The sequence below is a fragment of the Agrococcus sp. SCSIO52902 genome (genome assembly GCF_022983135.1).
Classification (GTDB): domain Bacteria; phylum Actinomycetota; class Actinomycetes; order Actinomycetales; family Microbacteriaceae; genus Agrococcus; species Agrococcus sediminis.
In genome coordinates this window covers 1904406-1919858 of record NZ_CP095269.1, presented here as the reverse complement: position 1 = coordinate 1919858, position 15453 = coordinate 1904406, and the positions used below count along the sequence as shown (strand labels likewise).

The window sequence follows — 15453 nt, the reverse complement described above, 5'->3', positions numbered from 1 at the left end:
GGGCTTCGAGCCTAACCCACGACCCGCGCATCATCGAGCAACTCGCGGGCGTGCGCGAGCGCGGTCTCGGATGCGGTGCCCGAGAGCATGCGGGCGAGCTCGGCCAGGCGCTCCTCGCCCTCGACCGGCGACACCTGCGATGCGGTGATGCGGCCGTCGGTGCCCTTCTCGACGCGCACGTGGCGCTCGGCGAACGCCGCGACCTGCGCGAGATGGGTGACGACGATCACCTGGCAGTGCTCGGCGAGCCGGGCGAGCCGGCGCCCGATCTCGGTCGCCGCGGCGCCGCCGACGCCCGCGTCGACCTCGTCGAAGACCATGGTGGGCACGCTCTCGTCGGCGAGCGCCACCTCGAGCGCGAGCATGATGCGGCTGAGCTCGCCGCCCGACGCGCCCCGCTGCACGGGACGCGGCTCGGCGCCGGGGTGGGGCGCGAGCAGCATGGTGACGCGGTCCCGGCCCCGCGGGCCGAGCGCATCCGTCGGCGCGACCTCGACCACGAGCCGGGCGTTCGGCATCGCGAGCGCAGCGAGCTCCTCGCCGACGGCGGCCTCGAGGTGCCGGGCCGCCTCCTGCCGCAGCGCGCTCAGCCGGTCGGCGAGCGCCGCGACCGCTTCGTGCCGCGCGCGCTCCTCGGCGTCGAGCCGCTCGAGCTCGGCGTCGTCGCCCTCGAGCTCGGCGAGCCGGAGCGCGGCCGCCGGCGCCGCCTCGAGCGCCTCCTCGAGCGTGCGGCCCAGGCGCCGCTCGAGCGCGGTGAGCTGGGCGCGCCGCTCCTGCACCTCGTCGAGGCTGCGCTCGGGTCGCTCGAGGTCGTCGAGCGCCCGCACGATCGCCGAGGATGCCTCCTGCAGCAGCGCGTCGGCCTGCACCAGCAGGTCGAGCGCGCCGCCGAGCGCCGCGTCGTCGCCGGAGGCGCGCTCGACGAGCCGGCGCGCGCGGCCCGCGAGCGTCACCGCGTCGGGCTCGTCCTCGTCGTTCGAGAGCGCGCCGTGCGCCTCGGCGAGCTCGGCGCGCAGCGCCTCGGAGTGCTCGAGGCGGTGCGCGATCGCGGCGAGCTCGTCCTGCTCGCCCGGCTGCGGGTCGACGGCCTCGAGGTCCTCGAGCTCGGCCCGGATCGAGGCGGCCTCTGCGGCGCGCGCGTCGTGCTCGTCGCGGATGCGCGCGGCCGCGTCGCGCGCGGCGGTCCAGGCCTCGTGCTCCCGGACGTACTCGGCGAGCAGCGCCGCCAGGCGCTCCCCCGCGGCGCGGTCGAGCGCGGCGGCCTGCGCGTCGGGCGAGCGGAGCCGCTGCTGGTCGGCCTGCCCGTGGACGGCGACGAGGCGGTCGGCGAGCTCGCGCAGCAGCCCCGCGGGCACGGCGGCGCCGCCGGCCTGGGCGCGCGAGCGACCCTCCCGGGTGAGGGCGCGGCCGAGGATCAGCTCGCCGTCGTCGACGACCCCGCCGGCGTCCTCGACGAGGGCCACCGCATCCGCGTCGTCGACGATCCAGACGCCCTGCACCGCGGCACGATCCTCGCCGGAGCGGATGACGCCCGCGTCGGCGCGCTCGCCGCGCAGCAGCGCGAGCGCCTGCACGAGCATCGTCTTGCCCGCGCCCGTCTCGCCGGTGATGGCGGTGAAGCCGGCGCCCACCGGCACGCGCGCCTCGTCGATCACGCCGAGCGAGCGGATCGTGAGCTCGTCGAGGCGGGTCACGTGCGCGCCCGCCGGAAGCCCTCCACCGGCAGGTGGAACTTCGCGACCAGCCGGTCGGCGAAGGGCGCGCGCGACAGCCGCGCGAGCCGCAGCGGCCGGTCGTCGCGCGTCGCCTCGACCCGCGAGCCCTGCGGCAGGTCGAAGGAGCGGCGGGAGTCGCACCACAGCACGGCGGGGCTCGTCGAGTCGTCGGCGATCGTCACGGCCATGGTCGAGGTCGGCGCGACGACGAGCGGGCGGGTGAAGAGCGCGTGGGCGCCGAGCGGCACGAGCAGCAGCACCGACGCCGTCGGCCACACGATGGGGCCGCCCGCCGAGAAGGAGTAGGCGGTCGATCCGGTGGGCGTCGCGAGCAGCACCGCGTCGGTGCCGAACGACGAGATGGGGCGGCCGTCGATCTCGAGCATGGTCGTGATCATGCGGCCCGAGCCCGACTTCTCGATCGCCGCCTCGTTCACCGCCCAGGTCTCGTGCACGAGCTCGTCGCCCTGGAAGACGCGCACGCAGAGGGTCAGCCGCTCCTCGACCTCGTAGCCGCGGCGCAGGGCGCGCTCGACGACCTCGGCGGTCTCGGCGACCTCGGCCTCCGCGAGGAAGCCGACGTGGCCGAGGTTGATGCCGAGCAGCGGCGCGCCGATCTCGCGCTGCAGCTCGGCCGCGCGCAGGATCGTGCCGTCGCCGCCGAGCGTCATGATGAGCTCGACGTCGGGCGCGTCGGAGGGCACGTACGGCTCGACGGCCTCGAGCCCGCTGCCGGCGGCGAGCAGCACCGCGCGGTCCTCGGCGAGCACGACGGGCGTCACCGACTCGGCGAGCAGCCGCGCGGCGATCGCGGCGGCCGTCGCGACAGCCTCCTCACGCCCGGGGTGGAACGCGAGCAGGAACCTGCGTCCGCTCACCGCGCCTCCTTCGCCAGTCTCGCCGACTCGTCCAGCCATTCTGTCGGATTGGTGCCGCGCTCGGCCGAGAGGTGGGCGAGGTACTCGAGGTTGCCGCGGCCGCCCGCGATCGGGCTGCCGATGAGGCCGGCGGTGCCGAGCCCTGCGTCCCACGCCGCCCACAGGACCTGCTCGATCGCCTGGGCCCTGAGGCCCGCGTCGGCGACGATGCCCTCGCGGACGCCCGTGCGGCCGACCTCGAACTGCGGCTTGATGAGCACGATCCAGTCGGCGCCGGGCGCCGCGACCCCGACGAGCGGCGGGATCGCGAGCGCGAGCGAGATGAACGACAGGTCGGCGGTGATGATCGACGGCGCCGGCTGCAGCGACCCGGGCTCGAGGTCGCGCACGTTGCGCCCCTCGACGAGGGTGATCGGATGCGCGTCGACGTCGAGCTGGAACTGGCCGTGGCCGACGTCGAGGGCCGTCACGTGCGCGGCGCCGCGCGCGAGCAGCACCTGCGTGAAGCCGCCCGTCGAGGCGCCGGCGTCGAGCGCCTCCCGGCCGGCGGGGTCGACGGCGAAGGCGTCGAGCGCCGCGAGCAGCTTGTGCGCGGCGCGCGACACCCAGGCGTCGCCGCCCGCCACGGCGACCTCGGCGCGCGCGGGCACCTTGAGGCTCGCCTTGAGCGCGGCACGCCCGTCGACGGTGACGAGTCCCTCGGCGATGCGCTGCTGCGCCTGGGATCGGCTGCGAGCGAGTCCGCGCTCGACGAGCGCCTGATCGAGCCGCACCGGCTCGCCTCCGATCGGCTCGCCCCCGATCGGCTCGGCGCCGCCCGCCCCGGCTGCGTCAGCCACGCACCGCCCCGAGCTCGGCCTGCAGCCGGTCGTGGATGCGCGCGAGCTGCTCGGCCCGCGCCTCGAGCGGCTGCTGCTCGAGGAGCTCCAGCTCGTCGACGAGGCCGTCGGCGTGCTCCTGGGGGTCGGTCATGCCCTCGAGGCTAGCGAATCGATCACCGCGAGCTCGTCGGCGCGCGAGAGCCTGTTGGCGCTCGGGCGGTCGAGCCCGCGTGCGCGCTCGTCGGCGAGCACCGCCTCGAGCGTCGCGCGCAGCGGCCGGTGCCCGCCGCCGCCTGCGCGGTAGCGCGCGCTCGAGCGCTGGGCGTGCGAGGCGAGCGCGGCGGGCAGCACGAGCGGCAGCGCGCGCGCACCCATCCAGACGCCGACGTCGGCCCCCTCGAGCTCCTCGTCGGCCGCCGCGACGAGCTCCCCCGTGTGCCCGGCGACCTCCCGCGCGAGCGCGATGAGCGCGTGCAGCGAGCCGTCGTGCCCGACCGCGTTCACGACGTCCTGCCGGTGCGGCGCCCGCGCGACGAGGAAGTCGACCAGGTCGCGCACGTCGATCGTCTGCGTCGGCTGCTCGCGCGCCGCCACGAGCACGGGCCCCTCGCCGGCGAGCGCGAGCCGCGCGACCCAGTGCCCGAAGCGGTCGCTCCCGTCGCCCGGCCCGCCGATGAGGCCGGGCCGCACGATCGCGAGCCGCTCGCCGAGCCGCTCCCTGGCGACGCGCTCGATCCACGCCTTCGCGCCGCCGTACTCCTCGCCCGTCGGGTCCTCCGGCACGAGCTCGTCGTCCTCGTCGGCGCCGACCGGGGCGCCCTCGAGCCGCTGCGCGGACACCGACGAGACGAACGTCCAGTGCCGCGTCCGATCGGTGAGCGCGTCGAGCGCGCCCGAGGCGTGCGCGGGCAGCCGCGTGACATCGACCACCTCGTCCCACTCGCCCTCGAGCGCCGCGTAGGCGTCGGCGCGGTCGCGGTCGCCGGTCACGAGCCGCGCGCCCGGAGCGACCGCGCCCGAGGCGCCGCGCGCCAGGCACGTCACCTCCGCGCCGCGCGCCAGGTGCGCCTCGGCGACGGCGCGTCCGAGCCAGCGGGTGCCGCCGAGCACGAGCACGCGCCGGGGCGATGCAGCGTCGTCCATGCCTGCACGCTAGCGTCGATCGGTGCGCAGCGGACCCTCCCTCGACCTCGCCGGCCCTCCCCCGGCGGGCACACCCGTGCCGCCGCCCATCGCGCGCCGCGCGGGCCACGATCCCGTCGAGCTGGTGTGGCGCAACGAGCTGGGCGGCGTGACGGCTCGCATCGACCGCATCGGCGGCGCCGTCTACGCGAAGTGGAGCCCCGTCGGCGCCGAGTCCCTCGCGGCCGAGGAGCAGCGGATGCGCTGGCTCGCGACGGCGTCGTCGGTGCCGGTGCCGCGCGTGCTGGGCCTGCACCGCGAGGCCGGCGGCGAGCTGCTCGAGACCGCCGCCATCCCGGCGCCCTCGATCGTCTCGGCGGCGGGGCTCCACGACCCCGATGCGGCGGCGGCCGCGCTCGGCGAGGGGCTGCGGCGCCTGCACGCGACCGACGCGCGCACGTGCCCGTTCCCCGCTCCCGACTGGACCGCATCCGCGCCCGTCGACGACCCCGTGGTCTGCCACGGCGATCCGTGCGCGCCCAACACGCTCATCGCCGACGGCCGGTTCGCGGGGCTCGTCGACCTCGGCCGGGTCGGCGTGGGCGACCGCTGGTCGGATCTGGCGATCGCTTCGTGGTCGCTGGCGTGGAACGGGCTCGGCGACGCGGAGCCGGCGTTCTGGGCCGCCTACGGGGCGGCGCCGGACCCCGAGCGGATCCGTCGCTGGCGCGCGCTGTGGGAGCCGCCCGAGCTCGACTAGAGCGCGAGCAGCTCGTCGGCGATCCGGAGGCCCAGCACGGGGCGGTCGGCCGTCCACACCGCCGCGCACGCGGCGCGGATCGTGTCGACGTCGCGCTCCCCCGCACGCACGAGCGCGATGTCGATGCCCGAGCGGCGCACCGCCGCCTGGCCGACCTCGAAGTAGCGGTCGCCGGTCGAGGTCTCGAGCGTCTCGCGCACCGGCGCGATCGGCTCGGCGAGGCCGCGCAGATCCTCGAGCACGTGATCGGGTCGCATCGAGGCGTCGGCGCCGATCAGGCTCGCGCCGCGGTCGATGCCGGTCAGCACGAGCGCCGACGCGATGCCGGCGCGGCGGGCGCCGAGGATGTCGGTGTCGAGCCGGTCGCCGACCATGAGTGGCGCGCGCGCGCCGAAGCGCTCCGCGGCGACGTCGAACATCGGGGTCTCGGGCTTGCCTGCGAACTCGGCCAGGCGGCCGACCGCGGTGTGCACCGCCGAGACGAGCGTGCCGTTGCCGGGCGCGATGCCGCCGGCGACCGGGATCGTCCAGTCGCCGTTCGTCGCGATCCAGGGGATGCCGCCCTGCTCGAGCGGGCGGCGCAGCGCGAACGACGCCTCGGCGAGGTCCTTCCAGCCGACCGACGGATGGAAGCCCTGCACGACGGCCTTCGGCTGCTCGGCGGCGGTGCGCACCACGCGCCAGCCGCGCGCCTCGAGCTCGACCACGATGCCGGCGCCGCCGACCACGAGCACGGGGTCGCCCGGCTGCAGGTGCTTCGCGAGCAGCAGCATGGCCGCCTGCGGGCTCGTGACCACGTCGGACGCGCGCACGTCGAGGCCGAAGGACGCCAGGTGCTCGGCGACCTCCGCGTCGGTGCGCGAGGCGTTGTTGGTCAGGTAGGCCGTCGGGAGCCCGGCGGCACGGATGCTGTCGACCGCGTGCGGGATCGCATCCGGCCCCTTGTAGACGACCCCGTCGAGGTCGAGGTACAGGCAGTCGACGCCGTCGAGCGGCGTCGGCTGCGCCGCCGCCTTGCGGAACAGCGCCATCAGCGGGCGTCTCCGCCGCGCTCCGGCTCCTGGTCCTGGTCCTCGTCCTCGTCCTCGATGAGGTCGTCGCCGAACAGCGCGTCGGCGAAGAGCGCGTCGCCGTGCGGCGCCGGCTCCTCCGAGGCGGGCTCCGCCTCGTCGACGGCCGCCGCGGCAGCGGCCGGCTGCACCGGCGCTGCTGGCGGCTCGACCTGCTCAGGGTCTGCGGGAGCCTCGACGTCGTCGACATCCTCGACGTGCTCGTCCGCTGCCTCGCCGGTGTCCTCGGCCGCCTCATCGTCGTCGTCGGCCGCCTCATCGTCGTCGTCGCCCGCTTCCGCGGCATCGTCGACGCCCGACTCGAGCGGCACGCCGCTCTCCTCGGCCGTGGCCTCGCCGTCGTCCTCGATGCGCTCGGTCGTGATCGCGATGGACTCGAGCTCGCCCGGCGCGAGCGCCGCCTCGAGGGCGTCGATGGCGCGGTCGGCGAGGGCGAGCCACTCGGCGGCCTCATCGTCGCGACCGAGCTCCTCGAGCACGCCCGCGTAGCTGGCGAAGAGCGCCGGGCTGTACTCGAACGCCTTGTCTCGGCGCAGCTCGGGGATGCGCAGCTCTTCGAGCGCCGCCTCCGGCTGCCCGAGGTCCAGGCGCGCGCCGGACTTCACGATCGCGAGCTCGACCCGGACGGGCGTCTCGAGCGTCGCTGCATCGACCGAACGTGCCAGCTCGAGCGCCTTCTCGGGACGTCCGAGCCCGCGCTCGCAGTCGGCCATGAGCGGCAGCTGGTCGTCGCGCCCGGTGATGCGGCGGTAGGTGCGCAGCTCGCGCAGCGCGAGCGCGAAGTCGCCGAGCTGGTAGGCGGTGATCGCGAGCGTCTCGCGCACCACGCCGATCCTGCCGGCGCGACGAGCCGCGGTGAGCGCGTGCTCGTGCGCGAGCTCCGGGTTCTCGTCGATCAGGCGCGACGCCATCGCCATGTGCTTGGCGACGAACTCGGCGTTGTCCTTCGTGAGGGTCTTCAGCTGCGCGCGCGCGCCGATGTCGAGGTCCTCGGCCACCAGGTCGTCCGGCAGCGGCGGCGGCACGACCTCGTCCTCGCGGACCTGCTTGAAGCTCTCGCCGGAGCCGTCGCCGCGGCGCTCGTAGTCGCGCCCGGGGCGGGCGGCATCGCGCTCGGGCCCCTGGTTCCTCGTGCGCTGGTCGTCGCGACGACGCTGGTCGCCGCGCCCGAAGCTGCGGTCGCCGTCGCCCTGCGGACGGCGATCGCGATCACCGTTGAACCGGCGCTCGCCGTCGCGCGCGGGGCGGCGGTCACCATCCCGGGGCGGGCGACGGTCCCCGTCGCGCTGGGGGCGCGAGTCGCGGTCGCCGAAGCGACGCTCGCCATCGCGATGCGGGCGACGGTCGCCGTCGCGCGGCGGGCGACGGTCGCCGTCACGCGGCGGCCGACGGTCGCCATCGCGCTGGGGACGCGAGTCGCGGTCGCCGAAACGACGGTCGCCATCGCGCGGCGGCCGACGGTCGCCATCGCGCGGCGGCCGACGGTCGCCATCGCGCTGGGGACGCGAGTCGCGGTCGCCGAAACGACGATCACCGTCACGCTGCGGTCGACGCTCGCCATCGCGCTGGGGACGCGAGTCGCGGTCGCCGAAACGACGATCGCCGTCGCGCTGCGGTCGACGCTCGCCATCGCGCTGCGGGCGGCGGTCGCCGTCGCGCTGCGGACGCGAGTCTCGGTCCCCGAAGCGACGGTCTCCGTCACGCTGCGGGCGGCGGTCCCCGTCGCGCTGGGGCCGGCGATCAGCATCGCCCTGCGGGCGACGGTCGCCATCCGGGTGGTAGCCGCGGTCGCCGGGGCGGAGCCTCCGCTCGGCATCGCGCTGCGGCGGGCGACGGTCGCCGTCGCGCTGCGGACGGCGGTCGCCATCGCGGTTCGGTCGGCGGTCGTCCTGACGGCCGGAGCCGCGATCTGCGTGGTCGTTCACGGCACCATGCTCCCATCGAGTCGGCACATAGAAAAAAGGGCCCCAGATGAATCTGGGGCCCCTTTCCAAAAGAAGTCCGGCGGTGTCCTACTCTCCCACAGGGTCCCCCCTGCAGTACCATCGGCGCTGAGAGCCTTAGCTTCCGGGTTCGGAATGTGACCGGGCGTTTCCCTCTCGCTATGGCCGCCGAAACACTGTTGATGTTTCAGTCTGCACAGCACTCCGCTCGAAGCGGAGGGCTGCAGTTCTCGACCGTACATCGAGAACCACAAAGTGGACGCGAGCAGCAAGCTCATAATATGTGTTATCAAGTCATCGGCTTATTAGTACCGGTCAGCTTCATGGGTCTTTAGTCCCCACTTCCACATCCGGCCTATCAACCCAGTAGTCTGGCTGGGAGCCTCTCGCCCGAAGGCACGGAAGTCTCATCTTGAGGCCGGCTTCCCGCTTAGATGCTTTCAGCGGTTATCCATCCCGAACGTAGCTAATCAGCGGTGCTCCTGGCGGAACAACTGACACACCAGAGGTTCGTCCAACCCGGTCCTCTCGTACTAGGGTCAGATCCTCTCAAACTTCCAACGCGCGCAGCGGATAGGGACCGAACTGTCTCACGACGTTCTAAACCCAGCTCGCGTGCCGCTTTAATGGGCGAACAGCCCAACCCTTGGGACCTACTCCAGCCCCAGGATGCGACGAGCCGACATCGAGGTGCCAAACCATGCCGTCGATATGGACTCTTGGGCAAGATCAGCCTGTTATCCCCGAGGTACCTTTTATCCGTTGAGCGACAGCGCTTCCACAAGCCACTGCCGGATCACTAGTCCCGACTTTCGTCCCTGCTCCAGTTGTCACTGTCACAGTCAAGCTCCCTTGTGCACTTACACTCGACACCTGATTGCCAACCAGGTTGAGGGAACCTTTGGGCGCCTCCGTTACTTTTTGGGAGGCAACCGCCCCAGTTAAACTACCCACCAGGCACTGTCCCTGAACCGGATTACGGTTCGAAGTTAGATATCCAGAGTGACCAGAGTGGTATTTCAACAACGACTCCACCCGAACTAGCGTCCGGGCTTCACAGTCTCCCACCTATCCTACACAAGCCACACCGAACACCAATACCAAGCTGCAGTAAAGGTCACGGGGTCTTTCCGTCCTGCTGCGCGTAACGAGCATCTTTACTCGTAGTGCAATTTCGCCGAGTTCGCGGTTGAGACAGCTGGGAAGTCGTTACGCCATTCGTGCAGGTCGGAACTTACCCGACAAGGAATTTCGCTACCTTAGGATGGTTATAGTTACCACCGCCGTTTACTGGGGCTTAAATTCTGAGCTTCGCTTGCGCTAACCCTTCCTCTTAACCTTCCAGCACCGGGCAGGCGTCAGTCCGTATACATCGACTTGCGTCTTAGCACGGACCTGTGTTTTTAGTAAACAGTCGCTTCCCACTGGTCTCTGCGGCCTTCAAACGCTCGGGCAGCTAGTGCCGTCACGCCTCAGGCCCCCCTTCTCCCGAAGTTACGGGGGCATTTTGCCGAGTTCCTTAACCACGATTCTCTCGATCTCCTTGGTATTCTCTACCTGACCACCTGAGTCGGTTTGGGGTACGGGTGACTTGAACCTCGCGTCGATGCTTTTCTTGGCAGCATAGGATCACAGACTTCCCTCTAGGGTTCGGCAAAGCTCTCAGGCTGTATGTGGGACGGATTTGCCTATCCCACGCCCTACGGCTTACCCGGACTCAACCATCGGCCCGGTTCTGCTACCTTCCTGCGTCACACCTGTTAATACGCTAGCCGCACCAGCATAGGGTCGAGTGCTAGCCCAAGGACGTCACCCCGAAGGGATCGGTCCAAGGATTCGGACTCTTAGCATTACTGGATTGACTTGGGCGGTTCTTCGCCAGCTCAGGATTATCAACCTGATGTCCATCGACTACGCCTGTCGGCCTCGCCTTAGGTCCCGGCTTACCCAGGGAAGATTAGCTTGACCCTGGAACCCTTGGTCTTTCGGAGGACTGGTTTCTCGCCAGTCTTTCGCTACTCATGCCTGCATTCTCACTCGTGTGGCGTCCACGGCTGGATTCCTCCGCCGCTTCACTCGCCACACGACGCTCTCCTACCAATCCGCACGCCTGGACAGCCACGAGGGCTGCCGAGCTGTTGCGCGAATTCCACGACTTCGGTGGTGTGCTTGAGCCCCGCTAAATTGTCGGCGCAGAATCACTTGACCAGTGAGCTATTACGCACTCTTTCAAGGGTGGCTGCTTCTAAGCCAACCTCCTGGTTGTCTAAGCAACTCCACATCCTTTTCCACTTAGCACACGCTTAGGGACCTTAGTCGGTGGTCTGGGTTGTTTCCCTCTCGACGATGAAGCTTATCCCCCACCGTCTCACTGCTGCGCTCTCACTTACCGGCATTCGGAGTTTGGCTGACGTCAGTAACCTTTTGGGGCCCATCGGCCATCCAGTAGCTCTACCTCCGGCAAGAAACACGCAACGCTGCACCTAAATGCATTTCGGAGAGAACCAGCTATCACGAAGTTTGATTGGCCTTTCACCCCTATCCACAGCTCATCCCCTCAGTTTTCAACCTAAGTGGGTTCGGTCCTCCACGAGGTCTTACCCTCGCTTCAACCTGGCCATGGATAGATCACTTCGCTTCGGGTCTAGGACATGCGACTGAATCGCCCTATTCAGACTCGCTTTCGCTACGGCTACCCCACACGGGTTAACCTCGCCACATATCGCTAACTCGCAGGCTCATTCTTCAAAAGGCACGCTGTCACAGCTGCTAGGGCTGCTCCAACGGTTTGTAAGCAAACGGTTTCAGGTACTATTTCACTCCCCTCCCGGGGTACTTTTCACCTTTCCCTCACGGTACTTGTCCGCTATCGGTCATCTGGGAGTATTTAGGCTTACCAGGTGGTCCTGGCTGATTCACACGGGATTTCTCGGGCCCCGTGCTACTTGGGATGGACCTCGCGCCATTGCGCGGTTTCGGCTACGGGATTGTCACCCTCTTCGATGAGCCTTTCCAAGCTCTTCGCCTACCGCGGTCTGTAACGCTTGCTGCTCGGCAGAGCAGCTGAGATGTCCCACAACCCCGATCGTGCAACGCCTGCCGGCTATCACACACGATCGGTTTAGCCTCTTCCGCGTTCGCTCGCCACTACTTACGGAATCACTGTTGTTTTCTCTTCCTGTGGGTACTGAGATGTTTCACTTCCCCACGTTCCCTCTACCCGCCCTATATATTCAGGCGGGAGTCACTGGGTCGGCACGCCGCCCAGCGGGGTTTCCCCATTCGGAGATCCTCGGATCAAAGCTCGTTTATCAGCTCCCCGAGGCTTATCGCAGATTACTACGTCCTTCATCGGCTCCAGATGCCAAGGCATCCACCGTTTGCTCTTAGAAACTTGACCACATACATGAGTATTTTGGTTAGGACACCACCGCCGAGGCGATGGCGACCAATGATCTATAAAGATCATCAAGACTCGAGCCGAAGCTCGAATCTAAGATGCTCGCGTCCACTGTGTAGTTCTCAACTTACGGTCGGTACCGTCAGCCCCAGCGCCCTGCGCTGCGACCGGCCGGTCCGAGGTTCCGAAGACGCCAAAAGGCGCCGTCTGGTCCCTCAGGACCCAACAGCGTGCATGTGCTCGATCTCCCGCGTCCCGCCGTTCCTGACTGCAAGCAGTCGTACTGAGCTGGACCCGATCCCTCGAGCACCAATGTCAATGTTCCACCCTTGAGCTGACCACCGGTCGACGTGTGCGACCGTAGTGGCTCTGCGCCGGCTGCGCCGGCGAGATGCTCCTTAGAAAGGAGGTGATCCAGCCGCACCTTCCGGTACGGCTACCTTGTTACGACTTAGTCCTAATCACCGATCCCACCTTCGACAGCTCCCTCCAAAAGGTTAGGCCACTGGCTTCGGGTGTTACCGACTTTCATGACTTGACGGGCGGTGTGTACAAGGCCCGGGAACGTATTCACCGCAGCGTTGCTGATCTGCGATTACTAGCGACTCCGACTTCATGAGGTCGAGTTGCAGACCTCAATCCGAACTGAGACCGGCTTTTTGGGATTCGCTCCACCTTGCGGTATCGCAGCCCATTGTACCGGCCATTGTAGCATGCGTGAAGCCCAAGACATAAGGGGCATGATGATTTGACCTCATCCCCACCTTCCTCCGAGTTGACCCCGGCAGTATCCCATGAGTTCCCACCATTACGTGCTGGCAACATAGGACGAGGGTTGCGCTCGTTGCGGGACTTAACCCAACATCTCACGACACGAGCTGACGACAACCATGCACCACCTGTATACCGACCTTGCGGGGAGACCATCTCTGGCCGTTTCCGGTATATGTCAAGCCTTGGTAAGGTTCTTCGCGTTGCATCGAATTAATCCGCATGCTCCGCCGCTTGTGCGGGCCCCCGTCAATTCCTTTGAGTTTTAGCCTTGCGGCCGTACTCCCCAGGCGGGGAACTTAATGCGTTAGCTACGACACGGAGACCGTGGAATGGTCCCCACATCTAGTTCCCAACGTTTACGGCATGGACTACCAGGGTATCTAAGCCTGTTTGCTCCCCATGCTTTCGCTCCTCAGCGTCAGTTACGGCCCAGAGATCTGCCTTCGCCATCGGTGTTCCTCCTGATATCTGCGCATTCCACCGCTACACCAGGAATTCCAATCTCCCCTACCGCACTCTAGTCTGCCCGTACCCACTGCAAGCCCGAGGTTGAGCCTCGGGTTTTCACAGCAGACGCGACAAACCGCCTACGAGCTCTTTACGCCCAATAATTCCGGACAACGCTTGCACCCTACGTATTACCGCGGCTGCTGGCACGTAGTTAGCCGGTGCTTTTTCTGCAGGTACCGTCACTTTCGCTTCTTCCCTGCTAAAAGAGGTTTACAACCCGAAGGCCTTCGTCCCTCACGCGGCGTTGCTGCATCAGGCTTGCGCCCATTGTGCAATATTCCCCACTGCTGCCTCCCGTAGGAGTCTGGGCCGTGTCTCAGTCCCAGTGTGGCCGGTCACCCTCTCAGGCCGGCTACCCGTCGTCGCCTTGGTGAGCCGTTACCTCACCAACTAGCTGATAGGCCGTGAGCTGATCCTTGACCGAAGTTCTTTCCACCATCAGGAGATGCCTCCGAGGGTCGTATCCGGTATTAGACGCCGTTTCCAGCGCTTATCCCAGAGTCAAGGGCACATTGCTCACGTATTACTCACCCGTTCGCCACTAATCCGGAGGAGCAAGCTCCTCCTTCATCGTTCGACTTGCATGTGTTAAGCACGCCGCCAGCGTTCGTCCTGAGCCAGGATCAAACTCTCCGTAAAGAAATGTTGCATGCCGGCCGGGGAAAACCGGTCGGCAGCGAGTTTGAAACTGACAAAATAGACTGTCTACTGACAATCTGTCTCATCCAAAGGAATTCGTTGTGCCCTCAGGCACGACGAGTTAATATTTGGCATTTGACATTGTGCACGCTGTTGAGTTCTCAAGGATCAGACGCTCTCGTGCATTCCCTTCCGGGTCTGCGCCGAGGCAACTTCTCAATCGTAACCACTTCTCGACGAGTGTCAAATCGACACACCGCGCGGAGCGAAGCTCACACCAGACCTTCAGATCCGGCTCATGGCAACCTCGCTAGGTTACACGATCCGGAACGCCTGTTCAAGCCGGCCCGCCAGCAGCCTCAGCTGCCCGCACGCCATCCGCACACTCATCATCGAAGTGGAGTAGTCACGATACTCGCCCCACGAGCCAGCGCACAACGTGCGCACGAACCCGAAGACGAGGAGGTGTTGGTCCCTCTTGATCCGCCAGCCTCTCGGCCCGGCGTCTATGGGGTGACGAGGGACAACATTACACGGGCCACGTCGCCTGCGTGCAACTTGCCACGGGCCGGGCGTGTCGCGCGGTCCCGACGCCGATGCGGGAGGTTCCTGCTCGCCTGTCGGGACGCCGTCGCCGGAAGCCCAACGCCCCGTCAGCCAGTGGGAACGTGGTCGCCGCCGGCCCCGCGCGCTGGAGCAGTGCGGCCGGCGCCATCGCCATGACGCGTGAGCTCCCCCGCCCAGAGCGTTCGTGGAGTACCGCGGGCTCGACCGACCCGACGCTCGTCGCCGAGACGGAGGACGTGACCATCGAGGGCCCCGCTGCTCGGCGCGATCGAGTGCCTTGCGCAGCTGCGCGGTACGCGGCCAGCCGGCGGCAGCCTCGAGCGCCCCGGTGCAGAGGTCGACCAGGGCACTTCCGCGATGGTCGTCATCAAGCACATGACGGAGGTGGACGCATGACCCGCACGCGCACCACGGAGCGCGCCGCAGGACCGGCTGAGGCTGCGGTCACGCTCGCGGAAGCGCGGCTCGCTCCCCGCGCACCGAGCCGTCAGCCCCATGGCGCCGATCAACCGCTCGGGCGCACGCAGCCTCGACCGCGCTGGAGCGGTGGGATCCGCAGTGAGGTCCCGGAGGCTCTCGTGCCCCAAGTCATCCCGCTTCCGTCTCCGTTCAGCAGAGACCTAATCGTGAAACGTGTCGGTAGCGTGCGTCACTGAACCGCATGACTCGTGGAGGTCCGCGGCCGCGTCATCTGCGGGGTAGGTGAGCCGGCGATCGTCGTCGAGGGCTGCGTCTTCCGCCGGCGAGCGGCGGACTACCTCGCCGACTACGGCATCACTCGCATCGAATAGGTCATCGCCGACAACGCGCTCGCCTACCGACGCGCCCCCGCCTGACCCGCAGCCGTCGCAGAACTCGGCGGCCGGCAACTGCACATCAAGCCCCGCTACCCCTGGCAGAACGGCAAGGTCCAACTGATGGCTCAGTACAGCTCGCGCCGATCATCGCTGAGCGCTCCGCACGCTCGAGGCGCTGATCGCCGCAGTGCGAGAGGCCGTTGGGTCGGGCACCACATCACCGCGCTCGAGAAGCAGCCGCATCGGCGGCACCGCAACGATCGCTCAGCGGCGTGCGGGCATAGAAAAAGGGGCCCCAGATGAATCTGGGGCCCCTTTCCAAAAGAAGTCCGGCGGTGTCCTACTCTCCCACAGGGTCCCCCCTGCAGTACCATCGGCGCTGAGAGCCTTAGCTTCCGGGTTCGGAATGTGACCGGGCGTTTCCCTCTCGCTATGGCCGCCGAAACACTGTTGATGT

9 protein-coding genes and 4 rRNA genes are annotated in these 15453 nt (G+C 68.2%); 1 reads left to right on the top strand and 12 read right to left on the bottom strand.

What is annotated here, in order from left to right; genetic code table 11:
- Positions 1 to 11 precede the first annotated feature (11 nt).
- From recN to MU522_RS09440, 5 genes are read right to left on the bottom strand one after another with little or no spacing between them, the layout of a single operon-like run.
- Positions 12 to 1694 (bottom strand): DNA repair protein RecN, encoded by a 1683-nt coding sequence (recN, locus tag MU522_RS09460; RefSeq protein ID WP_246990747.1) that lies wholly within the window; start codon positions 1692 to 1694, stop codon positions 12 to 14.
- Positions 1691 to 2593, bottom strand: a complete 903-nt coding sequence (locus MU522_RS09455) for an NAD kinase (RefSeq protein ID WP_240671313.1) — start codon at positions 2591 to 2593, stop codon at positions 1691 to 1693. The genes recN and MU522_RS09455 overlap by 4 nt, the downstream gene beginning before the upstream one ends.
- Positions 2590 to 3366, bottom strand: coding sequence for a TlyA family RNA methyltransferase (locus MU522_RS09450; protein WP_246993506.1), 777 nt, complete (start codon positions 3364 to 3366; stop codon positions 2590 to 2592). Before MU522_RS09450 ends, MU522_RS09455 begins: the two co-directional genes overlap by 4 nt.
- Positions 3367 to 3424: 58 nt before the next feature.
- Positions 3425 to 3565, bottom strand: coding sequence for a hypothetical protein (locus MU522_RS09445; RefSeq protein ID WP_164877091.1), 141 nt, complete (start codon positions 3563 to 3565; stop codon positions 3425 to 3427).
- On the bottom strand, positions 3562 to 4557 hold the full coding sequence (locus MU522_RS09440; RefSeq protein WP_246990746.1) for an NAD-dependent epimerase/dehydratase family protein: 996 nt from the start codon (positions 4555 to 4557) through the stop codon (positions 3562 to 3564). Before MU522_RS09440 ends, MU522_RS09445 begins: the two co-directional genes overlap by 4 nt.
- A gap of 22 nt (positions 4558 to 4579) precedes the next feature.
- On the opposite strand from MU522_RS09440, the gene MU522_RS09435 reads away from it, so the two are divergent.
- Positions 4580 to 5296, top strand: a complete 717-nt coding sequence (locus MU522_RS09435) for an aminoglycoside 3'-phosphotransferase (RefSeq protein WP_246990745.1) — start codon at positions 4580 to 4582, stop codon at positions 5294 to 5296.
- On the opposite strand, the gene MU522_RS09430 is transcribed toward MU522_RS09435, so the two are convergent.
- From MU522_RS09430 to rrf (MU522_RS09400), 7 genes are all read right to left on the bottom strand, one after another.
- Entirely contained in the window at positions 5293 to 6327 is a 1035-nt protein-coding gene (locus tag MU522_RS09430) for an HAD-IIA family hydrolase (protein ID WP_146357713.1), read from the bottom strand. The genes MU522_RS09435 and MU522_RS09430 overlap by 4 nt on opposite strands.
- A complete protein-coding gene (locus MU522_RS09425; protein WP_246990744.1) occupies positions 6327 to 7391 on the bottom strand; it encodes a hypothetical protein in 1065 nt (354 codons plus the stop codon). Before MU522_RS09425 ends, MU522_RS09430 begins: the two co-directional genes overlap by 1 nt.
- Positions 7325 to 8137 (bottom strand): hypothetical protein, encoded by an 813-nt coding sequence (locus MU522_RS09420; protein WP_246990743.1) that lies wholly within the window; start codon positions 8135 to 8137, stop codon positions 7325 to 7327. The genes MU522_RS09425 and MU522_RS09420 overlap by 67 nt, the downstream gene beginning before the upstream one ends.
- Positions 8138 to 8365: 228 nt before the next feature.
- Positions 8366 to 8482, bottom strand: a 5S ribosomal RNA gene (rrf, locus tag MU522_RS09415).
- A gap of 112 nt (positions 8483 to 8594) precedes the next feature.
- Positions 8595 to 11709 (bottom strand): 23S ribosomal RNA (locus MU522_RS09410).
- A 402-nt stretch (positions 11710 to 12111) separates the two neighbouring features.
- Positions 12112 to 13632, bottom strand: a 16S ribosomal RNA gene (locus MU522_RS09405).
- Positions 13633 to 15323: 1691 nt separating this feature from the next.
- A 5S ribosomal RNA gene (gene rrf, locus MU522_RS09400) occupies positions 15324 to 15440 on the bottom strand.
- The 16S, 23S and 5S rRNA genes sit together here, the layout of an rRNA operon.
- Positions 15441 to 15453: the final 13 nt, after the last annotated feature.